The following is a 23057-nucleotide window of genomic DNA, read 5'->3' on the forward strand; positions in this document are numbered from 1 at the left end:
TGTCAGAAACCTATTTAACCTGTATGCTCAAAGCTCTCAACGTTTGTCTTGAAGTCGAAGGTCCGAAAGACTCGGAGAACAGCACGCTGCACCTGCTCCGAGAAGTGAGCTTCAATGTTCCCCCCGGGCATCTGGTGGCGATCGTGGGCCCGTCTGGCTGTGGCAAGACGACCTTGCTGAAAGTGATCACCGGCATCCAGCAGGAGACATCCGGAGAACTGCTGTGGGATGGCATGAATTTGAGTGATGAAGAGGACCTGCATCCTGGAGATCTTGGGTATGTGCCGCAGTTCAGCGTGGCCTATGATCTGCTGACGGTGGAGGAGAGCATTGCCAGCGCGATGGTGCTGCGGACGCAGCTGTCGCAGACGGAAGATTTCATCCCGGCGCTGGACCACATCCTGGAGGTGACGGGTTTGACGCATCTCTCCGACCGACAGGTGAAGGTGCTGTCCGGAGGGCAGAAGCGCCGTCTGGGGCTGGCACTGGAGCTGGTGACCGACCCCTGCCTGCTGCTGTGCGATGAGGTCACGAGCGGACTGGACCCGAAATCCGAAAACGAGATCACCAATCTGCTGCGCGTGCTTTCGCGCGGGCATCCGAAGCGTGTGGTGGTCAATGTCACGCACAGCCTTGCGAGTCTGGACGCCTATGACAGCGTGATGGTGATGTATCAGGGAGTGCTGACCTATCACGGCCCGCCGAATGCGATGATGCACTACTTTGCGGCCGAGCACCCCGAAGAGGTCTATCTCAAACTCACGGAGCGCAAGGCCGGGGACTGGCATGAGTCATGGGAAAAGCACCGTGACACCTATTACAAGCGCCATGGATTCGACGGCACGCGTGTGCTGCCTGAAGAGGAGAAGAAGGAGGCCAAGAAAAGCAGCGGCCCCTCCAAGACCACGGTGCGTGAGGAGCGTGCGGTGGCAAAAATAGAGCACGTTGAAGCGTCTGAGCACCTGGACCTGCCCCCGGTGGAAATGCCGTCCATGACGACGCAGTTGTTTGAGCTGCTGCGCCGGCGGTGGACGATCTTCCGCCGTGACAAGGCGCAGGTGTGGCTGCACCTGGCCATGCTGCTGGGCTTTCCGCTGCTCGTCGTGATTTTCGCGCTGGACGGCATCAAGCCGCTGCGGGCGCTTTCGACACATCAGGATGACAACTTTGCGCAGGAGATCATCCAGGTGTCGAAATATAAAGAGGAGCAGCTCAAGGCCGGAGGGCTGGTCTCCGGACTCATCATGCTGCAGGTGGTGCTGGTGACCCTGATGGCGAGCAACAATGCGGCGCGTGAAATCGCCTCTGAACGATTGATTTTGGAACGTGAGAAACTGGGAGGACTGCACCCGTTTGCCTACATCGGCAGCAAGGTGATCTTTCTGGGCATGTTCGTGCTGGCGCAGAGTTTATGGATGGGGTTCTTCGTGGACATGGTGACCGGAGGGCTGCCAGGGGATCTGGTGACCAAGCTGGTGCTGCTAGTGCTGGCCTCTGCGGCGATGACCAGCGTGTGTCTGGGCATCTCAGCCATGAGCAAGACACCGGAAAAGGCCACGATCCTGTGCATCTACCTGGTCGGCTTTCAGCTTCCGCTTTCGGGTGCGGTGCTCACGCTGCCTGACTGGCTGGAGAACTGGGTGCAGCCGCTTGTGGTCGCCTTCTGGAGCTGGAGCGGCAGCCTGAGCAGCATGCGCAGCACCGCCTTTTATGATGCGGTGAAGCAGGTGACCTCCACGGATCTGATCGGGCCCGGGATCGCTGGATTCGTGCTGTTTGTGCATGTGCTGGTAGGCCTCGGCCTGACCTTCATCGGCGTGCAGCGCAGCCAGTGGGACACTTGAAGAGGGTTACGGTTGTTGAGCGTGATTTTTCTGAGCCGCTGATCTGGGCGTTAGAATTTGTCGGCCATTTTTATGCCGAGCCAGAAGGCGGCTGGGATGATGGCGGCGAAGAAGGTCCAGTGACGCTGCGGCGGAGGAGCGGGGCGAGGGTAGGCGGGGATGAGGCCGGCGGATGTCATGCGATCATAGAGATCGGGGTGTGACAATCGTTTCGTCATCACTGCGGGCATCTGGTTGGCCTGGTAGAGCTTCTCAAGAGCACGGGCGTAGACCGGACCTTCGGCTTCATTCGTGACGGACATGGAGTCGGCGCGGTTTTCCATGCGCTTGGCGGTGTTCGCGGCCAATTTTCGAAGCAGCAACACACCGAGAAAAAGCCAGAACACGCCACCGATTTGGAAGTGGTGCACGACGGGACGGGTGAATGCGAAACCCAGCCAGCTCAGGCCGCCCAGCATTCTCGAACAGAGCACGGAGCGAGATTCGCTCAGATGCGCCATTTCATGCTGCACGAGGGTGCGCAGTTCGGCATCATCCAGCTCTTTCATGGCCGGCGTGGTCACGATGATGCTGCGGATATACATCAAGGCGAAAGCATTGGCCATGATGGCATCCATCACCCATGCACGGACGGGAGGCACGCCGGATGCAGCGGTGACTTCGTCGACGATCTGCCGCAGACGGGAGGTGTGCGGATTTGCACTGAGGCCAGGCAGGGCACGCAACCAGACGCCGGAGTAAATCAGGACCAGCAACACGGCAGCCACACCCAACCTGAGCCAATCTCTGGATTCAAGACTTTCGGAGGTGGAGATGGTCGCCCAGACAATGACGCCAAGCCAGGCGGAAGTGAGGAGCAGCATCCACAACGTCTGCCGCAACCAGAGACGCAGGGTGAATCCAGGCCAGACAAGGCGGTCGATGAAAAACTGTGCCGTGAAAAAACCGCCCAGTGTACCGAAGAGCACCATGCTGACAGCAGGCACATCAGCGGCGAGTTCATGGCGCAGAATAAATCCAAGACCGAGGACACTCATGGCAACGGCGGTGCGTGTCTTGCGTGCCAGCCACAGCCAGCGTGCACGTTCCGTCCAGTGCTGATCCCGGACCCGCATCCAAGGGCGCAGTGACAGCCGCATCAGCGTGTAGCTGTAAAGAACACTGGCGACGAAAAGCAGGCCGAGAAAGAGTGAGGGAGAAAGCATGGTCAATGAGGCAGGCCGAAAAGATAATAAGCGGCGCAGAGCAAGGCGAGCACGATGATGCCGGTGTTCAGTTCGCGTGCGCGGCCTGAGGCCAGTTTCAGGACCGGATGGACGACCAGACCGGCGGTGAGGCCGTTGGCGATGTTGTAAGTGAAGAGCATCATCACGATGGTGACGAAGGCCGGGACCCACTCGGTGAGATCATCGAAGTCGATGCGGCGCACGGAGCCGGTCATGAGAACTCCGACGGCGATCAAGGCGGGGCCGTAGGCAAAGCGGAGCTGCTGCAGGGGCTCGATCAAAGGGATGAAAAACAGCGAGAGGGCAAACAGGGCCGCCGTGACGAGCGAGGCGAGGCCAGTGCGTGCGCCTGCGCTGATGCCGGTGGCGGATTCAATGTAGGCGCCGCTGGTGGAAGTGCCCACGAGACCACTGAACATGCAGGTGAGGGCATCCACGAGCATGGGCTTCTCCACCTGGGGGAAGTTTCCATTTTTATCGAGCAGGTCCGCTGCGGCACCAAGGCCGGTGAGCGTGCCGAGGGTGTCGAGAAAACTCATCAGGAAGAGGGTGAGCAGCACGGGAAGGAAGCTGAGCTGGAGAACGCTGGCGATGTCCAGTTTGAAGGCGATGCGGCTCAGATCATACTCACCGGTGAAGGGCAGCGCAGCGATGGCCTTGGGCATGTGACCGAAACCTAGCACGCCGCCGATCAATGCTGTGACAATGATGCCGATGAGGAGTGCGCCGCGCACTTTGCGAATCATAAGCACGGTCATGAGCAGGAAGCCGCCGAGCGCGAGCAGGACCTGAGGATCGCGCAGATTGCCGATTTTGACGGGGACTGCAGGGGAGAGGAACAGGCCGTGCGCATCGGTGGGCAAGGCGGGAGGCGGCATACCGGTCACGAAGCTGGTGACGATGCCGGTTTCATACAGGCCGATGAAGGCCAGGAACAGGCCAATGCCGACGGCGAAACTGTGTTTCAAGCCCGCAGGCACGGAATTCGCCAGCCAGCCGCGAATGCCGAGCAGTGTGATGATGAGAAACAAAGAACCGCTGACGAAGACAGCGCCGAGACGCTGCTCCCAGCCAATGCCGAGTGCGGCGAGACCAAAGGCGATGAAGGCATTTTCCCCCATGTAGGGCGCGACTGCGATGGGTCGATTGGCGATCAGGGCCATCAGCAGACAGCCCACAGCCGCCGTCAAAATGGTGGCCACGGTGCCGGGACCCACAGGAATGCCGGCGAAGGAGAGGATCGCCGGATTCACCACCATGATGTAGGCCATGGTGATGAAGGTGGTCACGCCGCCGATGATTTCGGCGCGGACGGACGAGCCATGCTGATGCAGCTTGAAGAAGGCAATCATGCTGCGGTGGAGAGGAGCGTGGAAGAACCGAGCTGCAATTTGAATCCGCGTTCCAATGCGGCGTGTTTTATGCGCAATTCCAGGCTGGCGGCGGTCGTTCACAGCGGGCCATGAAGTCCCTGCTGCTGCTTTCATCTTTTGCGCTCCTCCACTCATCTCTATGGGCCCAACCCAATGTGGTGCTCTTTCTGGCGGATGACATGGGCTGGATGGACAGCGGGGTGTATGGCTCGAAGTACTATGAAACGCCCAACATCGACAAGTTCGCGACGCGGGCGATGCGGTTTACGAATGCGTATTCGCAACCGCTGTGCTCGCCAACCCGAGGGAGCATCCTGAGCGGGCAGCACACGGCCCGGCATGGCATCACGACGGCGAGCGGGCACCAGCCGCCGCAACCGGCGGGGCATGTGTTTCTAGCGGAAACTGGCCCGGCGAATGCACCGATGCTGATGCCGGAGAGCAAGAACTACCTGGAGCCTGCGCAGATCACACTGGCGGAGACTTTGAAGGGGGCGGGCTATCGCACGGCGCACATCGGCAAATGGCACCTCGGGCTTACACAGCCCTACTGGCCGGAGCAGCAGGGCTTTGATGTCGCGTTTCACTGCCACCCGGATCCCGGACCGCCGGGAGGGTATTTTTCGCCTTATGGCGTGCTGCCTGATGGCAAGCACGGTGGGAAGACCAAGGTGGGAACAATCACTGACGGGCCGCAGGGGGAGTACATTGTGGACCGGCAGGCGGCGGAGGCGGTGAAGTTCATTGAAGCGAGCAAGGGCGGTCCGTTTTTTCTCAACCTGTGGTGCTACGGCGTGCATGGACCGTGGGGGCACAAGGTGGAATACACGAAGTACTTTGCGGCGAAGAAAGATCCGAGCGGAAGGCAGGGGAATCCGATCATGGCGTCGATGTTGAAGAGCGTGGACGAGTGTTTTGGGCGCATCCTGTCGGAGCTGGAGCAGCAGGGCATCGCTGACAACACGATCATCATTTTCACTTCCGACAACGGTGGCAATGCGCACAGCAATGTACCCGGCACAGGGAAAACGGAGGCGGCGGAGAAGAACAAGAGTGAGTTCCTGGCTGACTGGCGCAAGTGGGCCGGGGACCAACCGCCGACGATGAACACCCCGCTGCGCGATGGCAAAGGCACGCTGTATGAAGGCGGCACGCGTGTGCCGATGATGTGGGCCTGGGCGGGCAAGATCAAGCCTGCCAGCATGAGCGAGGCCGTGGTAGGACCGATTGATATTTACCCGACGGTGATCGATCTCCTCGGCATCGCGAAACCGGAGCAGCAGGTTTTTGATGGAGTGAGTTATGCGAAGGTCTTGAAGGGTGAAGGCGAGCTGAAGCGCGAGGCCTACTTCAACTACCATCCGCACGGCGGCGCGAACCGTGCCGGTGGTGTGTGGGTGCGCCGTGGAGATTTCAAGCTGCTGCGCTGGTTTGGCAATCCCAACACGCACGAGCTTTACAACCTGCGCGAAGACCTCAGCGAAGCGCATGACCTTGCCACGACGATGCCGGACAAGGTGAAGGAACTTGATTCGCTGATTGATGGTTTTCTCAAGGACACTGGCGCGACTTATCCACGGCCTAATCCCGCTTACAAAGCTGTCGCGGCAAAGGTGCCTGCAACAAAGACTGATCCGCTGGATGCGTGGAAGGAGCGCCAATGCAAGGCCACGGTGAACGCGAGCATTCTGACGATGAAGAGCACCGGAAAAGCGGGCACGGGATTCCTTGGCCATGGGATGGCCAAGATGAACGGACCTGCCACGGTGAAACTGCGCGTGCGGAGTGATGCGGGCGGCGCAGGCAAGATTGACTCGCTGCCCCATGGTGCGGCAGATCCCAGTGTGGTGCATTCCGCCGCACTTGAGGTGAAAGCGGGTGACTGGCAGGAGCTCAAGATTGAGCTGGGTGACAAGGGGCCGCTGGGCACGCTGCGTGTCTATCTGCCCGATGGTGAGATTGACTTCATTGAAGTTGCGCCAGCCAATGGGAAAGTGCAGCGGTGGGATTTTTGAATTCAACTCCCCTTCCCTTATGATCCGCCATACTGTCGCCTTCCGTCTCAAGCATGCCCCCGGCTCCGCCGCCGAGCGGGATTTTTTACTGGCAGCCTGCGAGCTGGCGAAGATCGAAGGCGTGCAGAAGTTTGAGTGTCTGCGTCAGACCAGCGTGAAGAACAGCTTCACCTTTGGTCTCTCGATGGAGTTTGCGGACGCAGCCGCGTATGCTTTTTACAGCGAGCATCCGGAGCACACGGCCTTTGTGCAGCAACGGTGGATTCCTGAAGTGGTGGAGTTCATGGAGCTGGACTACGTGAGGTATGTGCTGTGAGGTTTGGGCACACAGTCAGCAGCGATGGTGCGTTGAAACGCTGCTGGTGGGCGCGGCGTGCGAAGAAGGCGGTGGGTTTGCTTCCCAGTCGTGTGCTGCCATACCCAGGGTCGCCTCGCTTAGGCTCGGCTGACCCTGGGCTCAATTACGCAGCACCGTTGGTGCTGATGTGGGCGCGGGGCAGAGTGGTCGAAGAGAATGGTATTCCAGCAAAAAAGTGCTGAGCGCGTTGCGTCACGGATCGACGACAACCTGCATCAACTGGGCGGCCTTCATGCATGGCAGTTACCGGTGACAGCCTGCACTAACCGAGGACCATTCATGACTGTTAGTTACTGCCGAGAGTGAACAAGAGAGTTGGACTCTTCTTGGCGGGGAGGGCTGAGTCAATGCAGTGTTGGGTTCAAGATGATGGGCAAAAAAAGCGCCGCGCCAGGTGTGAACCGGACGCGGCGTGAGGAATTCAGGATTGAATCAGGCGCTGATGTGATTGGAGACCAGCTTGGTCATTTCAAACATCGTCACCGTCTTCTTGCCGCCGAACACCGCCTTCAATGCGTCATCGGCATTGATGTTGCGCTTGTTCTTTGCGTCCTGGAGACCATTCTTTTTGATGTAGTCCCAAAGCTTCTTCGTGATCTGGCCACGAGGAGCAGGCTTGTTGCCGACGACGGCCCCGAGGATCGCGTCAGGCTGCACTGGCTTCATGAGCGCAGGATTGGGTTTCCGCTTTGCTTTGGCAGCCTTCTTGGCTGCCGGTGCTTTGGCAGCTTTCTTGGCTGCCGGTGCTTTGACAGCCTTCTTGGCTGCCGGTGCTTTGGCAGCCTTCTTGGCTGCTGGTTTTGCTTTGGTTGCTTTCTTGGCCATAGTGTTGTTGGCGGCTGTTGCCGTAGGAGCAGGTTATGAGAGCGCCCTGCTGAGCGTCAACGCAAATTTAATCAATATTTGAGGTTGTTTCCCTGCGTACAGGCACTCGGCTCCCTGCGCAAATGCACTTCGGCAGACGCCGACAACAGCCTCTTTTTCGTCGCTGCATTTGGGCATCATCGCGACTGCGTACCGGCATCAATCAATGAACGGCAACGGAGCCACACCTGAGTGAGCACCCATTCCCATGAGGATGATTTCAAACCGAAAACGAAGCTACACTTTCGCGCGGCTTTCAACCCACTGCACTGCGTAGCGAACCAGAGAGGCACCGTCGGTCATGCCGAGTTTTTCTTTGATGTGAGCACGATGGGCTTCGACGGTGCGGGCGCTGATGCTGAGCTGAGCGGCGATGTTTTTGGTGGGGACGCCGCTGCCGATGAGCGAAAGGATTTCGAGCTCGCGGTCTGTGAGAGCGTCCATGCCCGTGGCTTTGGAACGTGAAGCGCCGGTGACCTGCTCAAGCATGCGTGCGTTGAGAGATTCACTGACGTAGAGACCGCCGCTGATGACTTTGTGAATGGCGGTGACGAGGTGATCTGCGGCCTCCTCCTTCATCACATAGCCACGAGCGCCTGCACGCAGGGAGCGCTCACCATAGAGCGTCTCATCGTGCATGGAGAGCACGATGCACTGGGTGGAAGGATGCAGGGCGCGGATGTCTTTGACGAGTTCGAGGCCGTTCTTGTCCGGCAGGGTGAGATCAATGACCGCGAGATCGGGCTTGAGTTTGCCAATGACTTCGAGGCCTTCACGCGCGCTGCCGGCCTCACCGATGACATCAAGCCCCTCCTCGGCACGGATCAACTGTGCGAGACCATGGCGCATGATGGGGTGATCGTCGATGAGGACGAGGCGCTTTACAGATTTTTCGCTGGTGCGGGAACGCTGCATATGACCTGGGTGCCGCCGCCTGTGCGCGGCTCGATTTTGAGTGTGCCGCCTATCATTTGAGCGCGATGGCTCATGGTCAAGAGGCCCATGCCAGTTCCTTTGGCCGGCGAATCGGGAATGCCGATGCCGTTGTCGCGGACGTGGAGGACGATATTGCCACTCTGACGGGCAAGATGAATGTCCACCCGGCCGGCCTGGCCATGCTTGACCGCGTTGGAGACGGCCTCCTGGGCGATGCGAAAGAGCTGCACGGAGAGCTTGTTGTCGGCCAGCTGCACCGGGTTGTCGTAACGAAAATCACATGTGATCTCAAAGGCGCGGGCGGTGCTTTGTGCGAGCTCCTCAAGCGCTTTCATGAGACCACCGGAGTCGATCACCACGGGCATGAGGCCGCGGGACGTTTCACGTGCACGTGTGTTGGCCTTGCTGATGAGATCGACGATTTCCGCCAAGCTCTGGGCTTCGGCGCTGCCGGCCTTGGTGAGTTTTTTTTGCGCCACCTTCGCGAGGCAGCCGATGGCGGCGAGCTGCTGGCAGAGATCATCGTGAATGTCCTGGCCGATGCGCGCCTGCTCCTCCTCGCTGATGTGGAGGATTTTGTCCTCCAGGGCCTTGCGCTCGGTGAGGTCGCGAATGATGCCGGTGAAAATGCGCCGCCCGCTGGGCAGCACGGCTTCACCGACGGAGAGGTCGATGGGGAAGACGGTGCCGTCTTTGCGCTGGCCCACGACTTCACGCCCGATGCCGATGATGCGCTTCACACCGGAGTTCAGGTAGTTCTGAATGTAGCCGTCGTGCCGGTCGCGATAGGGCTGCGGCATGAGGAGGTTGATGTTTTTGCCGATGATCTCAGCGCGCTGGTAGCCAAAGAGACGAACCGTGGCGGTGTTGGCGGTTTCGATGATGCCATGGGAGTCGATCGTAACGATGGCATTGACCGCTGTTTCGACAATGGCACTGGAGATTTGTTCGCTGGCCTGAAGCGCCGCCTGCAACTGGGCAATGCTGGGATCATCAGGCGCTGGTCTCTGCATCGGCATACAGGATTTCAATCTGGAGCGATGACAAAGCCGTCCGGCTTCACGGCAAGGATCGAGCAAGGAGCATGCTGAACGATTTTTTCGGCCGTGGTGCCGATGAGCATCTCGCGCAGGCCCGTTTTGCCATTGGTGCCGAGCACGACGAGGGTGGCATGCACCTCGTTGACATGATCCAGAATGGCTTCACGGATGTTCACGCGCTCCGTGACGTGCTGAGCGACCGGGACGTTTTCTGCATCACGTGTGAGGGGCTCCAGGAAGGCAGCGAGATCTTTGCGCCAGGTCGCCACAGCCTCAGGATCGTAGGTGGCAGGGAGCGAGGGAGCGAAGCCGCCGTAATCGAGGGACATGGCGAGGGCGCTTTGATACACATGAAGACAGTCGAGCGAGCCGCCGTCCTGCTGCGCGACATGGAGCGCGCATTGCACCGCCTTGGCGGAGTTTTCAGAAAAATCGACGCAGGCGACGATCTGCTTGAAGGGCCCCTGGGCATCTTCGCGCACGACGAGGACATCGACGGGGGCTTTGCGCACGCACTTGGCGGTGATGACGCCGATCCGGTGCGGTTCATTGCGCGATCCCTTGGCCCCCATGACGAGGAGATCGGCGCTGTGGGCGCGGCAGGCTTCGACAAGTTCGGAGAAGGGATTGCCGATGCGGACTTCGGCATTCACGCCGGCACCCACCTCGGCGTCATCCACAAATTTCTTGAGCCGCTCCACCCATTCAGCACGAATGGTGGCCTGATCGGCGGAAAGCGCGCTTTTGAGTTCATGCACGAGGAACTCGTCCATGACATGCACAGCGGTGATGGCGGCGCCGTCAAGTGAGGCGCGGTGCACCGCCTCCCGCAGCGCGATGCGGCAGGAAGAGGTGAAGTCGATGGCGGCGATGACGTGGTGGAGCTTTTTCATGGTGTGTTTGAATTAAAGTCATTTCACCATAGCCGTCGGAAAAAGGCAATGCCGCGCCGGGGTTGCGGCGTAGTGGGCAGAGCTTGTGCTCAAAGCCCGGCTTCTTCCTGCGCCTGCTCAACGGCGGCTTCAAGAGTCCACAGGGTGCGATCAAAGCTCTTCTGGCGTGCACGAAACTGGGCTTCGTCGGTGATGGCGGTGAGCGTTTCCAGTTCCTTGACCGCAAAGGCGTGGTGCTGCTCCAGAGCGGCGATGCGTGTTTTAAAATAATCGCGCCCGCCCTGATCCTTGAGCACATCGATGTCCGCCTTCCAGCCGGTGAGGGCAGCGCCGGCCTGCTGGAGATATTCTGTGCGGCTGGTGGTCACATGGTCCTTGGCTTTTTTGAACCATTCACGGCCTTTGATTTCGCCCTGCTCCTTCACTTTGGAGAATTCATTTTTCAGCTTTTCCGCAGCGCGGCGGAGCTGATCATTGAGGCTGTCTTCGGCACGGAGCGAAAGAGCGCAAAGGCTGAGGGCGAGGCAGGTGATAAGGGCTTTTTTCATGGTCGTCGAGGGATACGGCTGGATGCCGCCAACCATGCATGCTCTTTTCCTTGGCGAAAGATTTTCCCACCAGCACCGTCAACTTCACGCCCATGATCCGCACGACCGCCCTTACCGCCCTGTCCATTTCCCTGCTGAGTGTTCTTTCGAGCGCCCAGCCTGCCACGAAGCCTGTATTCTGGCCCGGGAAGGGAGGCCCGACGCAAGACAGCATCGTCCCGGCGGCCGATGTGGCGCGCATTCCCCTGGAGTGGGACAGCGCCTCCGGCAAAAACATTGCGTGGCGCACGCCGCTGGAAGGCCTGGGGCATTCCTCGCCAGTGATCGGCGGTGACTTGATCTGGTTCACCTCCGCCACGGCGGACGGTACCAAGCAGTTCATCTATGGCATCGACCGTCACAACGGGAAGATCGTGAATCATGACGTGGTGTTTGAGAACGTGGCTCCTGAAGATCTGGGCAACCCCATCAACAATTATGCAGCCCCTTCTCCTGTGCTGGAAGAGGATGCGCTGTATGTACACTTCGGCACCTATGGCACGGCGCGCATTGATCCTGCGACGGGCAAGAAAGTGTGGGAGCGCCGCGACATCAACGTGCGCCACTTCCGTGGTCCGGGCTCATCGCCAATCATCTACGGCGACCTGATCATTCTGACCTTTGACGGCATTGACCAGCAGTTTGTCACGGCGCTGGACAAGAAGACGGGCAAGAGCGTGTGGAAAACTGCACGTACCACGGACTACGGCGACCTGGACAAAGAAGGCAAGCCGACCCGGGATGGCGACATGCGCAAAGCCTACCATACGCCAGGCGTGTTTAAAATGGGGGGCAAGGATGTGCTCGTCTCCATTGGATCCCGAGCCGCTTTTGGCTATGAGGTTTCCACAGGGAAAGAACTCTGGACGATCCGCCACGGGGGATTCAATGCCGCGATTCCGCCACTGCGTTACGAGGACATGCTGATCCTGAACACGGGGGCGGAAAGGGCGCACACCCTTTGCGTACGCATTGATGACAAGATGAGCGGGGACATCACTGAAAGCCATGTGCTGTGGGACCGGGAGAAGCGGAATGCGAGCGAGGCGGCCCCGGTGCTGGTGAATGGCATCCTGTATCAGACCACGCGTGGCGGCATCGTGAGTGCGGTGGAGGTCAAATCAGGCAAGGATCTCTGGGATGACCGGCTGGCGGGCAAGCACGTCCCTGCCCCGCTGGTGCTGGGGGACAAACTGCTGTTCGCCAATGACCGTGGGGAATGCTTTCTGGTCCGGGCCTCACCGGAAAAGTTTGAGGTCGTCGGGCAAAATCAGCTCGGCGAGCAGATCACGGCCTCTCCTGCGGTGGCAGACGGGGCGCTGTTTATTCGCAGCAGCGGAGCGCTTTACAAGATTGCGACCAAGTAGTCGGAAAGGGCAGATACCCGGGTCAAGGCTGCTTAAGCCACTAAAAAATGGCCATCCAAAGTAAATACAGAAACGAAACTCAAGCCTGATAAAACGTTAGTCAAGGGGATCTTCTTTCACTGCGCATGTGGCGTAGGGGAAAAATCCGCCCGCAATCACAAAACCGTCGCAAAGAGACCAAGGATGTGCTAGGTTTAAAGTCCATATGCCTACCACCACACCGACACGTAAGACACGCTTCTCCCGCCGAGTCCCTGATCATGTCACTGACGAGCTAGTCAATGTTCTCTCAAAGCCGGAGACCTATGAATTCAACACTCTGTTTGGATTGGTGTATGACAATCTCAAGCTGAAAAATGCGGTGAGCGGTGGCGAAGAAATGCTGCGCCTGCGTTCCTATGAAAAGCTGCAGAATCTCGTGAGCCGCGGCCTTTGCGCCAAGGTTGGCAAGACCTACCGCGGCCTTGATGGTCTGCGTGCCGCCCACAATGCCGCGATCGCCGCCCGCAGCGCTGCTGTTGTGGCCCGCACCACGGCTGCTGCCGCTGCCCGGGGCTGATGCTTCCTTCGATTTGGGCCGCTCTGCCTCCGCGCAGGGCGGCCCTTTTTGTTTCCGGGTTTGACGCTGCGCCGCCTCTCGCTAACCATTCGGCATCATTCACCCCCATGTTTGAGAATTACATCCCAGTCCTGCTCCAGATTGTCATCGCCGGTGGTTTCGCCGTGGTGACCCTCATCGCGTCTGCGCTGCTCGGCAAATCCGCCAAGCGCAACACGATCAAAGATTCCGCCTACGAGTGCGGCATGCTTCCCGTGGGAGACAGCCAGCCGCGTTTCAGCGTGAAGTTTTACATCGTGGCGATGCTCTTCGTGCTGTTCGACATCGAAGTCGTCTTTCTGTATCCCTGGGCCATCATTTACAAGGACTACCTCGCTGCCGTTGGCGGAGGCGCCTCGATCCTTGCTGTCGCCGCCGGCTTCGCTTCCATCCTGCTTGTTGCTTTCGGCTATGCCTGGAAGAAGGGCGTGCTGGACTGGAAATCCTAGTCTTTCTGCAAGCTGCCACGGGACTTTCCTTCTGCCTTCATGATCGCCTACCTCAGCCTGTTTCAGCTCAAGCCCCAGGTCACGGAGGAGAAGCTGGAGCAGATGATGTCCCAGACGCGAGTGATGCTTCTGCGGGTTCCAGAGGTGCTGACTGTCAAAACGGGCAAGCGTGTGAATCCGTCTGATCCCTACCCGTGGTTTGTGTATCTTGAGGTCGAGACAATGGACAAGCTGGCCATCTGCCAGGATGACCCGCACTACTTCAAGTTCCGTGAGGAAGTGCTGAAGCCGAACATCTCTGAGCAGGAGTCCACGGCCTTTGAGATGGAGCCGCGCAAAGACGTGAAGTACTCCTGAGTGGAGTGGTCCCGGGCTGTCACTTTGCCTTGGGCGCCAGATGACCGGTGAGATCGCCTGCGTAACCTGCCAGCTCCAAGAAAGAGCGACCGGTGATCTGCCCGCGTGAATCGATCACATCGCAGGCACCTTCCCAGTAAGGCAGCTGTGTGATGCCGCCGTCTTGCTCCTGATCTGGGGCCAGCGGCTTGAGTTCCAAAGATTCGTTCTCGAAGCGGAGTCGGATATGAGTGGGATACTCCGCCGCATTGCGCGGGCTTTTCCAAGTGTCCAAGACTTCCCAGGTGAAGGCATCGCTGGAGAGATGGCGGACTTTTCCGTTGAGATCAATCACGGCGAGGGTGGAAGCAGGGTCTGAAGAACCGTCCTTCCTGCGCATGCGGTAGACCATGATCTCTCGGCCGTCCTTGAGCTGAAGGGCGGCCCAATCCCAGCCCACCTGCCCCGCCTCCAACTGGCTGCTGCTGAACTCGTGATCCATCCATGCCTCGCCGGTGACTGCATGCTCCACGGCACCGAGTTTGACGGTACCGGTGGTCTTCAAGCGGGGCCAGGTGAGGTAGTGGCTGGCTGCTGTGTCGGAAGCGCCTTTGCGGGAGACCCCGTCTTTGCCGAAGATGACCAGGGGCTTCACGGCTTCGAGTTCGAGCTGTAGCAGGGCCTCGTTGTTTACTGTCGCTGCGATGTGCAGGTGCTGGGTTGTTTCATCGAGCTTGAGCGACCAGTTGCCATTCCGCACGGCGAGTGTGGACTCGGATGAGGCGGCGTCCCAGCCTGCGCGGTTGAGACGTTCCTGATGCAGAAAGCGGCCTGTTTTTGCGTCCAGCAGCGCGGCATGAGCGAGGTGGAGTTGCAATGTCTTGCCGTCTTCACGACGGGCCTGGCGAAAGAAGGTGACCTGAAAGCCGAAGCGATGGCCGTCTTTGGAGTCGAGATGGCCGGTGACGTACCACCATTCGGTGCGGAATTCTGGATGGCTGCCGTGATCGCGTGGGAAGGAAAAGACTTTTCCTGGCTGGGGCAGTGCAAAGCCATCCGTGGTGGTCTGCGCATGCAGCCCTATTGTGAACAGCAGGAGGAAAAAGATGGTGTGCTTCATGTCATTCCTCCGTGTGTTCTGCAGGCAGCATGGCAGCCCAGCGCCCGACCATGGCCGCGACCAGCATGCCGGTGGTGATCACCGCTGCGCCGAGCACGGCGAGATGCCACCACACGGCGTGAAACTGCAGGGTCCAGCCGAAGCATTGTTTGTTGATGCGATAGACGAGCAGCCAGCCGAGCCAGAGACCTGCGGCGATGCCGGTGAAAGCGCCTGCGCATGCGACGCCGAGTCCTTCCAGTGCGGCTGACTTGGCGATCTCTCTGCGCGACATGCCGAGGGAATGCAGCGTGGCCAGCACGGCGCGGCGTTCGAGCAGGAGGCTCGTCAGCGCGAGACCGAGCCCCACCACGGCAACGATCACGCCGATGACCTCCAGAGCATGAGTCACGGAGAAGGTCTGGCGGAAAATGCGCAGGGCTTCGCGACGGAGATGCGCATTGGTGAACACGCTAAGTCCGGGCTGCTTCGCTTCGATGTGGCTGCGCACGGTTTCGGCATCCACGCCGGGTTTTAACATGAGGGCCACGCGCCAGGCTTCATCGGTGTCAAACCAGGAGCGGAACACGGCGGAGGCCAGTGTGAGTGAGCCGCGCTCATTGCCGTATTCTGCATTCATCGCCACGACGCGCACTCTGTGACCTGCGAGGTCGATCACGTCGCCGACATGCGTGGAGAAGCGCTCGCTCCAGCTTTCGCTGATGATGGCGGGGGTGATGTCATCGTCGGTCTTCCACCACTCTTTGTGCTGCGGGGCCTGCACCCAGGCATAGAGATCATGCTTGTGCGCAAAGACGGGATTGGTGCCGAGGATCAAGACTTCGCCGCCCTGCCAGAGCAGTGTCTTTGCCTGCACGAAGGCCAGTTCGTCAACTCCCGGTTCCTGACCAAGCTCTGCCATTGTCTTTGGTGTGATGGCGTGGGTGGAAGATGCGCTCTGCGCCCCTGCGCTGCTGATGTAAATGTCTGCCTTCATGGTGCGGTCGATCCAGCCGCGCATGGTGTGATCAAAGCTGGCGACCATGACTGCCATGCCGGTGGTCATTGCCACGGCGCTGGCCAAGGCTGCTACTGCGAAGCGATGCCGCACGGTGGGGCGACGAAGGTGTGAGAGCGCGATGCGCCAGACGGCGGAGAGTGCTTTTTTGCGCGCGACGAAGCGCACAATGGTACTCGCTGCCAATCCGGCACCTACGAGCCAGAGCAAGGCGGCAGTGTAGCCCGCAAGCGGGAGGCGCGTGCCGTTTTCAAAGCGAAGCACGGGGAGTTGCGCGAGCAAAACGGCTGCCAGCATCATCGCCCAGCCGATCCATTCGACACGCCATACGGTGCCGCCTTCAAAGGGCATGGCATGATGTCCAAGCATGTGTGCCGGAGGAGTGCGTGCGGCCATGCGCGCAGGCCACCATGCGGCGATGAGACTTGCGAGGATGGAGATCGACAGGGCGAGCAATGCCTCAGACACGCTCAGCGAGGCCTGCTGCTCGCTGGTGGCGCCATAGAGGGCGTTCATGGTCTTGGTGACGCCGCCTACGGCAGCCTGAGCGCCAAGCCAGCCAAGCAGCACGCCCAGACCACCGCCACAGAGGCCGAGCAAACCGGATTCAAGGAGGAAGGCGATTTGGATGGCGCGATCCGTAACGCCGAGTGATTTCAAAATGCCGATCTCATTGCGGCGCCTGAGCACGACGCCATCCAATGCCTGGAAGATGAGATAGCCGCCGACCAGCAGGGCGAGCAGCGAGAGGATGGTCAAATTTAGACGGAATGCCTGAGTCATGGTGCCTGCGAGTTGGCGGCGGTCTGAGCCGCCGCGCACCTGCCAGTGTGACTTGAGCAGTGTACCGGTTTCTTCACGCAGATTTGGGAACAAGGGGCCGTCTTGTGACAGGACCTCGACTCGATCTATGCGATCTCCGCGCTGAAGCATGGTCTGTGCTTCAGGCAGATCCATCAGGAGCAGATGAGCGGGGAGACTTGGAACTCCTGGCACCTCTGGCACGACGCCGGCGACCTTCAGGGTGATCACGCGATCATCGACGATGAGGCGCAGTTCTTCGCCGGCTTTTGCGCCGAGCTTTGGACTGACGTAGACTCCCGCATGCATTGATTGCATGTTTGAAGCCCCGAGTCCTGCGGGGGCTTCACCACGAAGATTGAGCAGGGCGATGAAATCCACGCCGAGGAGGCGCCAGGTGGCGCGTGAACCGATTTCTCCGTTTCCTTTGTCGAGGGCAGGCGTCACGGTTTCCTCCACGACGGGGAGAAGGCTCACGGGACGTGGGCCGAGCGCCTCGCGCATCATGCGCAGATCGGCTTCATGGAGGGAGCCGGTGAGAGCCTGCACCGTCCAGTCTGGCTGGCGGGTGACGCCATCGGTGAAGGTCTCGAAGCCAGAAAGAGCGGCGTTACTGGCGAGGCGCACCGCGAGATAGACGCTGGAGCCGAGCGCCAGAATGAGCATGAGGGCCAGCTGCTGTTTGAAAGCGAGCCGCCAGTGGCGCAAGGCACAGCGCCGCAGGATGAGAAGCACTGTGCTCATGCGCCTTCGACAATCTGACCGTCCTGCATGCGGAGAACGCGCTGGCAGTGTTTCACGGCGTCCGGGCTATGAGTAACGAGAAGGAGGGCGGCCTGGGTTTCCTGCACGATTTCCGCCAGAAGATCGAGGACCTGTGCGCCGGTGGCTGTATCGAGGCTGCCGGTGGGTTCATCGGCCAGGATCAAGGTGGGGCGATGTACGACTGCGCGGGCAATGGCTACGCGCTGCATTTCGCCGCCGGACAACTGGCCGGGCAATGCGGCAGCACGGTGAGCAATGCCCACGCGCTCCAGAAGCTGCCGGACGCGTGTTTCGCGCTCGGAGGTGGGAATGCCTAGAAGCTGCAAAGGGAGCTCGATGTTTTCTGCGGCGCTCAGTGTGGGCAGCAGATGATAAAACTGAAAGACGGTGCCGATATGGCTGCGGCGAAGCTGGGCGAGGCCATCTGCGTTTAAGCCTGCCAGCAAATGGCCTGCGATTGAGACGCTGCCGGTGTCTGCGCGATCCACGCCGCCGACGCAGTTTAGCACGGTGGTTTTGCCGCTGCCGGAGGGGCCGAGCAGCGCGACACGCTCGCCTTGATTGAGATTGAAGGACACGCCGCGAAGGATGGGGCGATCGGCGTAGCTTTTAGTGAGTGATTGGACTTCGAGGACCGGCATTGGAATGGTAACGGCCTGCCTGGACTCGTGGATGCTCACTTCATGGCCCGCATGAGCTCGCGCACGTATTTGCCTAGCATATCGAACTCCACATTGAGGCGGTCGCCGGGCTTTTTGGTGTGCAGATTGGTGAGCTGGAAGGTGTGGGGGATGATCCAGCAGACGACGGTGGTGTCTGTCACTTCTGCGGCTGTCAGGGAGATGCCGTCGAGGCAGATCGAGCCTTTGGGAATGATGAGACCGCGGTGCTCTGGGGGGAGCTCGATTTCCAGGCGGTGGTCCTGGCCGTGCTCGCTCCAATCGAGCACATTCACCGTAGCATCCACGTGGCCTTGGACGAAGTGCCCGCCAAAGCGTGCGCCGATGGACATGGCGCGTTCGAGATTGACGAGGGAGCCGGGTTGCAGATCTCCGAGGCTGGTGACCTTCAGGGTTTGCATGAGGAGATCGAAGCAGGCGGTTTGTGCGGCGGAGTCCTTGGTGGTGACGGTGAGGCAGCAGCCGTTGACGGCCACGCTTTCGCCGTCCGCCAGTTCGGACGCCATGCCACCGACGTGCAGGGTGAGCCGAGCGCTTTCGCCGCGAGGCTCCAAGGAGATGACTTTGCCGGTGGTTTCAACGAGGCCTGTGAACATGTTCCGAAATAAACGGGCAAAGCGCGGCTGTCGAATGGAAGGAGACCTCTTTCTCGGAGCGTAGTACGAGCTTCATGCTTCGTGTCCTTGTCCAACTTGGTGTTCTGATGGTCTCCGCCGGCGTTTTCGCTGCGGAGCATTGGGCGTTTCAGCCGCTGCGGCCTGAGACGAGCGGGAGCATTGATGAGTTTGTGCGGCGGAAGCTGGCGGAGCAGGGCTTGAAGCCTTCGCCACGGGCGGATGAGCGTACGTTGATCCGCCGGGCCAGCTTTGACCTGACGGGGCTGCCGCCTGTGGGTGAACAGGAGGGGACTTTTCCGCAGGTCGTGGACAGGCTGCTGGCCTCGCCGCAGTACGGGGCGCAGTGGGCCCGGCACTGGCTGGATGTGGCGCGGTATTCGGACATGAAGGGCTATGTGTATGCCCGTGAGGAAAAGCGCTGGGTGCATGCCACGGCGTATCGAGACTGGGTGGTGCGGTCATTGAACCATGACATGCCGTATGACCGCTTTTTGCTGCTGCAGATGGCGGCGGACCAGGTGGTGCCGCCGAAGTCACCGGATCTTGCGGCGATGGGATTTCTCACGCTGGGGCGGCGTTTTCTTGGGGTGTCGCATGACATCATTGATGACCGCATTGATGTGGTGACGCGTGGCACGCTGGGGCTCACCGTGGCATGCGCGCGCTGCCATGATCATAAGTTTGATCCCATTCCCACGCGTGATTACTATGCGCTGTATGGCGTCTTCCAAAGCTGCGCGGAGGCGGTGGTGCCGTGTGCGACGGGGGAAGATCCGAAACTAGCGGAGTTGGTGAAGAAGAATCATGACCTCATGACGAAGCGTCGTGAGGAGCAGATGGCGCGCACGCGGGCGCGGATGAAGGACTATCAGAAGGCGCTGACGGAGCTGGACAAGTATCCTGAGCAGGGTTTTGACCAGATCATCGATGAGAAGGACCTCAATCCTTTCATCGTGCATCGCTGGAAGGCGTGGGTGGAAACGCATCCTGGAGTCGAACTGACTGAAGAAGCGCTGAAGAGGCCCGATTCACCGGCCTATGTGCCTGACGAACACATCACGAACAATGAGATGTATTTTCCCTCGGGGATCATCACCGAGCTGTGGAAGTCGCAGGGTGAGGTGGATCGTTATCTGCTCAACAACAGCACTGCGCCGGAGCAGGCGACTGTGCTGGTGGACCGCGCACTGCCGAGCACGCCACGGGTGCTGCTGCGCGGGAATCCGCTGACGAAGGGGGATGCGGTGCCGAGGCAGTTTTTGAGTTTGTTTGGTACGCAGCAGCCTTTTACCAAGGGTAGCGGGAGGCTGGAGCTTGCGCGGGCCATCATTGATCCGCGCAATCCGCTGACGGCGCGGGTGATGGTGAACCGCATCTGGCAGCACCACTTTGGACGCGGGCTGGTGAGCACGCCGAGTGATTTTGGCAAGCAAGGTACAGCGCCGAGTCATCCTGAACTGCTCGACTGGCTGGCACGGCGTTTCATTGACTCGGGGTGGAGCATCAAGGCGATGCACCGGCTGATCATGATGTCGGAGACGTATCAGCAGAGCAGCGGCGGCGGCGCGGTGGATCCGGCGCATGCTGATCCGGACAACCGGCTGCTGTGGCGCATGAACCCGCACCGGCTCAGCTTTGAGGAGGCGCGTGATGCGTGGCTGATGGCGGCAGGGCGGCTGAGCCTGGAGGTGGGTGGTGCTCCCCTGCCCTTGTTTGCGGCGGACAATCAACGCCGCACGCTCTACACGCTGGTGGACCGCGAAAATGTGCCTGCCGTGATGCGCACCTTTGATTTTGCCAATCCGGATCTTTCCATTCCGCAGCGCACGGAGACTACGGTGCCGCAGCAGGCACTGTTTGGCATGAATCACCCGTTTGTCGTGCAGCAGGCGAAGGCGCTGCTGGGGCGTGCGGATGTCAAAGGGGCCGATGCGGCGGAGCGTGTGAGGCGCATTTATGGGCATCTGTTTCAGCGGGCGCCGACGGCGGATGAAATGGAGCAGGCGCTGCGCTTTGTGAAGGAGGATGAGCCACGAGTCATTGCGCAGGTGGATCATTCCAAGTCGTGGCAGTATGGCGTCGGAGAGTGGGATGAGAGCACGGGCAGGGTGAAGGACTTCAAGCCGCTGCCGTATTTCACCGGCAGTGCGTGGCAGGGAGATGCGGCGTGGCCGAATGCGAAGCTGGGCTGGGCGCAACTCACGGCAACGGGCGGGCATCCGGGGAATGACCGGAAGCATGCGGTGGTGAGGAGATGGATCGCGCCAGCGGATGGCACGTATGCGGTGAAGTCCACCCTGCTGCATGAGCCAGCGCCTGGCGATGGCATACGCTCTTTCATCAGCCACAGCCAGCAGGGGCGACTGCATGCAGGTAGACTGCACCAAGGGAGTGCGGATCTGAACTTTGACACGCTGGCCTTCAAAGCGGGCGACACGCTCGACTTCGTGGTGGACATTGGGGAGGTGCTAAACAGCGACCAGTTTTTGTGGTCGATGCGGATTCATCAGACTGGCAGCGTGGGTGCGGGTGGTGATGACGTTCCTGCACAGACCTGGGATGCTGAAAAAGATTTTGCCGCGCAGCCGCGCTCGCAGCTCAATGGCTGGGAGCAGTTCGTGCAGGTGCTGATGCTGGCCAACGAATTTATGTTTGTGGATTGAATCTTATGACACCCATCCTTAACCGCCGAGATTTTTTGCGCCGCTCCGGCATGGGGATGGGCATGCTGGGGCTGGCGGACCTGCATGCGGCCGCCAGTGCCAAGAGCAGTGCTCACTTTGCGCCGAAGGCGAAGCGTGTGATTCATTTTTTTCTCAATGGCGGGCCGTCGCATGTGGACACGTTTGACTACAAGCCGGCGCTGGCGCGGTATGAGGGCAAACCTGTGCCGAGCCATCGGCTGACAGAGCGGAAGACGGGCGCGGCGTTTCCCTCGCCGTTCAAGTTTCAGCGTTATGGGCAGAGCGGGATTGAGGTAAGCGAGCTGTTTGCGAAGACGGCGGCGCACATTGATGACATCGCGGTGATTCGATCCATGCAGGCGCAGGTGCCGAACCATGAGCCGTCGCTGATGTTGATGAATTGTGGCGATTCGGTGCAGCCGCGGCCTAGTCTGGGATCGTGGCTGACGTATGGGCTGGGCAGTGCGAATGAGAACCTGCCGGGGTTCATTGCGATGTGCCCGGGGGGCATGCCGATCAAGGGCGCGGAGAACTGGCAGTCGGCGTTTTTGCCGGGGGCGTTTCAGGGCACGTATGTGGACTCAAAGCACCAGCAGGTGGATCGTTTGATTGAAAACATCCGCAGCCCGCATGCGGACGCGCGGGTGCAGCTGCGACAGCTGGAGCTGATGCGGAGCATCAATGAGGCGCACCGGCAGGATCGTGGTGATCCACGGCTGGAGGCGCGCATCCAGAGCTTTGAGCTGGCGTTTCGCATGCAGATGGAGGCGGCGGATGCGTTTGATGTGACGCAGGAGCCGGCGCACATCCGTGCGATGTATGGTGAAGGTGTGCATGGGCGGCAGACTCTCATTGCCCGACGGCTGCTGGAGCGTGGGGTGCGCATGGTGCAGCTCTGGCATGGTGCGGGGCAGCCGTGGGACAACCATGACAACATCGAAACGAACCACCGCAGGCTTGCGGGGGAAATCGACCAGCCCATCGCGGCACTGCTGCATGACCTGAAACAGCGCGGCATGCTGGAGGACACGCTGATCATCTGGGGCGGTGAGTTTGGCCGTACGCCGACGGTGGAGCTGAGTGGTGGAAAGTCCAAGCTGGGGCGCGATCACAATCACTATGGGTTTAGCGTGTGGATGGCGGGAGGTGGTGTGAAAGGCGGCACCGTTTATGGCAGCACGGATGAGCTTGGGTTTGCTGCAGAGCAGGACCCGGTGAGCGTGCATGACCTGCATGCCACCATTCTGCATCTGCTGGGCGTGAATCACGAGGAGCTGACGTACCGCTATGCGGGCCGGGATTTCCGGCTGACGGATGTGCACGGGGAGGTGCTGCGGCGGGTACTGGCTTGATTTGTCTGTCGTCCGCGAATGCATGGCTGGGTGCGTCTGCTTTGGCATCGCCGCACTGGCTACTAAGTACACGATCAGGCTGCGTAAGATGGCTGCTTGATTCGACTTTGGGAGGCTGCGAATCTTGGGCATTGCCTTACGCTGGTGGACGGGCG

General features: G+C 60.0%; 21 protein-coding genes. 10 read left to right on the top strand and 11 right to left on the bottom strand.

From position 1 onward, the window contains the following. Window positions 1–23: 23 nt before the first annotated feature. The gene (locus AC24GY_RS11835) at window positions 24–1844 is read left to right on the top strand and encodes an ATP-binding cassette domain-containing protein (protein WP_487683065.1); all 1821 of its coding nucleotides are present in this window, start codon (window positions 24–26) and stop codon (window positions 1842–1844) included. Window positions 1845–1894: 50 nt separating this feature from the next. Here AC24GY_RS11835 and AC24GY_RS11840 read toward each other — a convergent pair whose 3' ends face one another. Both AC24GY_RS11840 and AC24GY_RS11845 read right to left on the bottom strand, forming a co-directional pair. Next, on the bottom strand, window positions 1895–3049 hold the full coding sequence (locus tag AC24GY_RS11840; protein ID WP_487683067.1) for a M56 family metallopeptidase: 1155 nt from the start codon (window positions 3047–3049) through the stop codon (window positions 1895–1897). 2 nt (window positions 3050–3051) lie between these two features. After that, a complete protein-coding gene (locus tag AC24GY_RS11845; RefSeq protein ID WP_487683069.1) occupies window positions 3052–4422 on the bottom strand; it encodes an NCS2 family permease in 1371 nt (456 codons plus the stop codon). Between the two features lie 110 nt (window positions 4423–4532). Here AC24GY_RS11845 and AC24GY_RS11850 point away from each other — a divergent pair, with 110 nt between their 5' ends. After that, a complete protein-coding gene (locus AC24GY_RS11850; protein ID WP_487683071.1) occupies window positions 4533–6458 on the top strand; it encodes a sulfatase in 1926 nt (641 codons plus the stop codon). A 19-nt stretch (window positions 6459–6477) separates the two neighbouring features. Then, on the top strand, window positions 6478–6774 hold the full coding sequence (locus tag AC24GY_RS11855) for a Dabb family protein (protein ID WP_422319886.1): 297 nt from the start codon (window positions 6478–6480) through the stop codon (window positions 6772–6774). A gap of 474 nt (window positions 6775–7248) precedes the next feature. On the opposite strand, the gene AC24GY_RS11860 is transcribed toward AC24GY_RS11855, so the two are convergent. Then, complete coding sequence (locus AC24GY_RS11860; RefSeq protein WP_422319887.1) at window positions 7249–7482, bottom strand: SWIB/MDM2 domain-containing protein; 234 nt, start codon at window positions 7480–7482, stop codon at window positions 7249–7251. Here AC24GY_RS11860 and AC24GY_RS11865 point away from each other — a divergent pair. Next, window positions 7481–7723, top strand: a complete 243-nt coding sequence (locus AC24GY_RS11865; protein WP_487683074.1) for a hypothetical protein — start codon at window positions 7481–7483, stop codon at window positions 7721–7723. The two genes, AC24GY_RS11860 and AC24GY_RS11865, sit on opposite strands and share 2 nt — an antisense overlap. Window positions 7724–7917: 194 nt before the next feature. On the opposite strand, the gene AC24GY_RS11870 is transcribed toward AC24GY_RS11865, so the two are convergent. From AC24GY_RS11870 to AC24GY_RS11885, 4 genes are all read right to left on the bottom strand, one after another. Then, the gene (locus AC24GY_RS11870) at window positions 7918–8595 is read right to left on the bottom strand and encodes a response regulator (protein ID WP_487683075.1); all 678 of its coding nucleotides are present in this window, start codon (window positions 8593–8595) and stop codon (window positions 7918–7920) included. Further along, entirely contained in the window at window positions 8562–9629 is a 1068-nt protein-coding gene (locus AC24GY_RS11875) for a sensor histidine kinase (RefSeq protein ID WP_487683077.1), read from the bottom strand. Before AC24GY_RS11875 ends, AC24GY_RS11870 begins: the two co-directional genes overlap by 34 nt. 14 nt (window positions 9630–9643) lie before the next feature. Then, window positions 9644–10549 carry a universal stress protein gene (locus AC24GY_RS11880; RefSeq protein WP_487683079.1) on the bottom strand — a complete coding sequence of 302 codons (906 nt, stop codon included), beginning with the start codon at window positions 10547–10549 and terminating at the stop codon, window positions 9644–9646. An 89-nt stretch (window positions 10550–10638) separates the two neighbouring features. Continuing rightward, the gene (locus tag AC24GY_RS11885; protein WP_487683081.1) at window positions 10639–11097 is read right to left on the bottom strand and encodes a hypothetical protein; all 459 of its coding nucleotides are present in this window, start codon (window positions 11095–11097) and stop codon (window positions 10639–10641) included. Between the two features lie 38 nt (window positions 11098–11135). On the opposite strand from AC24GY_RS11885, the gene AC24GY_RS11890 reads away from it, so the two are divergent. The 4 genes from AC24GY_RS11890 (at window position 11136) to AC24GY_RS11905 (ending at window position 13907) form a co-directional block, all read left to right on the top strand. Further along, window positions 11136–12503: an outer membrane protein assembly factor BamB family protein gene (locus tag AC24GY_RS11890; RefSeq protein ID WP_487683083.1), complete on the top strand. Its 1368-nt coding sequence runs from the start codon at window positions 11136–11138 to the stop codon at window positions 12501–12503. A gap of 205 nt (window positions 12504–12708) precedes the next feature. Beyond that, window positions 12709–13062, top strand: coding sequence for a hypothetical protein (locus tag AC24GY_RS11895; RefSeq protein ID WP_395730041.1), 354 nt, complete (start codon window positions 12709–12711; stop codon window positions 13060–13062). Between the two features lie 107 nt (window positions 13063–13169). Continuing rightward, complete coding sequence (locus AC24GY_RS11900; protein ID WP_397379988.1) at window positions 13170–13550, top strand: NADH-quinone oxidoreductase subunit A; 381 nt, start codon at window positions 13170–13172, stop codon at window positions 13548–13550. A gap of 39 nt (window positions 13551–13589) precedes the next feature. Further along, window positions 13590–13907, top strand: a complete 318-nt coding sequence (locus tag AC24GY_RS11905) for a Dabb family protein (protein WP_422319894.1) — start codon at window positions 13590–13592, stop codon at window positions 13905–13907. 19 nt (window positions 13908–13926) lie between these two features. Here the strand turns inward: AC24GY_RS11905 and AC24GY_RS11910 are convergent, their stop codons facing one another. Genes AC24GY_RS11910 through AC24GY_RS11925 form a run of 4 tightly spaced genes read right to left on the bottom strand, consistent with a single transcriptional unit; the run spans window position 13927 to window position 18845 of the window. Further along, on the bottom strand, window positions 13927–15006 hold the full coding sequence (locus AC24GY_RS11910) for a lipocalin-like domain-containing protein (protein ID WP_487683085.1): 1080 nt from the start codon (window positions 15004–15006) through the stop codon (window positions 13927–13929). Between the two features lies 1 nt (window position 15007). Then, window positions 15008–17548 carry an ABC transporter permease gene (locus tag AC24GY_RS11915; protein WP_487683087.1) on the bottom strand — a complete coding sequence of 847 codons (2541 nt, stop codon included), beginning with the start codon at window positions 17546–17548 and terminating at the stop codon, window positions 15008–15010. Beyond that, entirely contained in the window at window positions 17545–18210 is a 666-nt protein-coding gene (locus tag AC24GY_RS11920) for an ABC transporter ATP-binding protein (protein ID WP_487683089.1), read from the bottom strand. The genes AC24GY_RS11915 and AC24GY_RS11920 overlap by 4 nt, the downstream gene beginning before the upstream one ends. Before the next feature lie 35 nt (window positions 18211–18245). Next, window positions 18246–18845, bottom strand: coding sequence for a riboflavin synthase (locus tag AC24GY_RS11925; RefSeq protein WP_487683091.1), 600 nt, complete (start codon window positions 18843–18845; stop codon window positions 18246–18248). A 74-nt stretch (window positions 18846–18919) separates the two neighbouring features. Between AC24GY_RS11925 and AC24GY_RS11930 the strand changes: the two genes are divergently transcribed. Next, a complete protein-coding gene (locus AC24GY_RS11930) occupies window positions 18920–21529 on the top strand; it encodes a DUF1549 and DUF1553 domain-containing protein (protein ID WP_487683093.1) in 2610 nt (869 codons plus the stop codon). A 5-nt stretch (window positions 21530–21534) separates the two neighbouring features. Next, the gene (locus tag AC24GY_RS11935; protein ID WP_487683095.1) at window positions 21535–22902 is read left to right on the top strand and encodes a DUF1501 domain-containing protein; all 1368 of its coding nucleotides are present in this window, start codon (window positions 21535–21537) and stop codon (window positions 22900–22902) included. Window positions 22903–23057: the final 155 nt, after the last annotated feature.

Source organism: Prosthecobacter sp. Pr1, assembly GCF_057652315.1.

Coding starts and splice junctions, on each gene's coding strand:
- AC24GY_RS11930 (WP_487683093.1), top strand. CDS start 18,920: ATGCTTCGTGTCCTTGTCCAACTTGGTGTTCTGATGGTCTCCGCCGGC.
- AC24GY_RS11860 (WP_422319887.1), bottom strand. CDS start 7,482: ATGAAGCCAGTGCAGCCTGACGCGATCCTCGGGGCCGTCGTCGGCAAC.
- AC24GY_RS11855 (WP_422319886.1), top strand. CDS start 6,478: ATGATCCGCCATACTGTCGCCTTCCGTCTCAAGCATGCCCCCGGCTCC.
- AC24GY_RS11880 (WP_487683079.1), bottom strand. CDS start 10,549: ATGAAAAAGCTCCACCACGTCATCGCCGCCATCGACTTCACCTCTTCC.
- AC24GY_RS11905 (WP_422319894.1), top strand. CDS start 13,590: ATGATCGCCTACCTCAGCCTGTTTCAGCTCAAGCCCCAGGTCACGGAG.
- AC24GY_RS11935 (WP_487683095.1), top strand. CDS start 21,535: ATGACACCCATCCTTAACCGCCGAGATTTTTTGCGCCGCTCCGGCATG.
- AC24GY_RS11840 (WP_487683067.1), bottom strand. CDS start 3,049: ATGCTTTCTCCCTCACTCTTTCTCGGCCTGCTTTTCGTCGCCAGTGTT.
- AC24GY_RS11895 (WP_395730041.1), top strand. CDS start 12,709: ATGCCTACCACCACACCGACACGTAAGACACGCTTCTCCCGCCGAGTC.
- AC24GY_RS11890 (WP_487683083.1), top strand. CDS start 11,136: ATGCTCTTTTCCTTGGCGAAAGATTTTCCCACCAGCACCGTCAACTTC.
- AC24GY_RS11900 (WP_397379988.1), top strand. CDS start 13,170: ATGTTTGAGAATTACATCCCAGTCCTGCTCCAGATTGTCATCGCCGGT.
- AC24GY_RS11875 (WP_487683077.1), bottom strand. CDS start 9,629: ATGCAGAGACCAGCGCCTGATGATCCCAGCATTGCCCAGTTGCAGGCG.
- AC24GY_RS11915 (WP_487683087.1), bottom strand. CDS start 17,548: ATGAGCACAGTGCTTCTCATCCTGCGGCGCTGTGCCTTGCGCCACTGG.
- AC24GY_RS11885 (WP_487683081.1), bottom strand. CDS start 11,097: ATGAAAAAAGCCCTTATCACCTGCCTCGCCCTCAGCCTTTGCGCTCTT.
- AC24GY_RS11865 (WP_487683074.1), top strand. CDS start 7,481: ATGAGCGCAGGATTGGGTTTCCGCTTTGCTTTGGCAGCCTTCTTGGCT.
- AC24GY_RS11835 (WP_487683065.1), top strand. CDS start 24: ATGCTCAAAGCTCTCAACGTTTGTCTTGAAGTCGAAGGTCCGAAAGAC.
- AC24GY_RS11845 (WP_487683069.1), bottom strand. CDS start 4,422: ATGATTGCCTTCTTCAAGCTGCATCAGCATGGCTCGTCCGTCCGCGCC.
- AC24GY_RS11920 (WP_487683089.1), bottom strand. CDS start 18,210: ATGCCGGTCCTCGAAGTCCAATCACTCACTAAAAGCTACGCCGATCGC.
- AC24GY_RS11870 (WP_487683075.1), bottom strand. CDS start 8,595: ATGCAGCGTTCCCGCACCAGCGAAAAATCTGTAAAGCGCCTCGTCCTC.
- AC24GY_RS11925 (WP_487683091.1), bottom strand. CDS start 18,845: ATGTTCACAGGCCTCGTTGAAACCACCGGCAAAGTCATCTCCTTGGAG.
- AC24GY_RS11850 (WP_487683071.1), top strand. CDS start 4,533: ATGAAGTCCCTGCTGCTGCTTTCATCTTTTGCGCTCCTCCACTCATCT.
- AC24GY_RS11910 (WP_487683085.1), bottom strand. CDS start 15,006: ATGAAGCACACCATCTTTTTCCTCCTGCTGTTCACAATAGGGCTGCAT.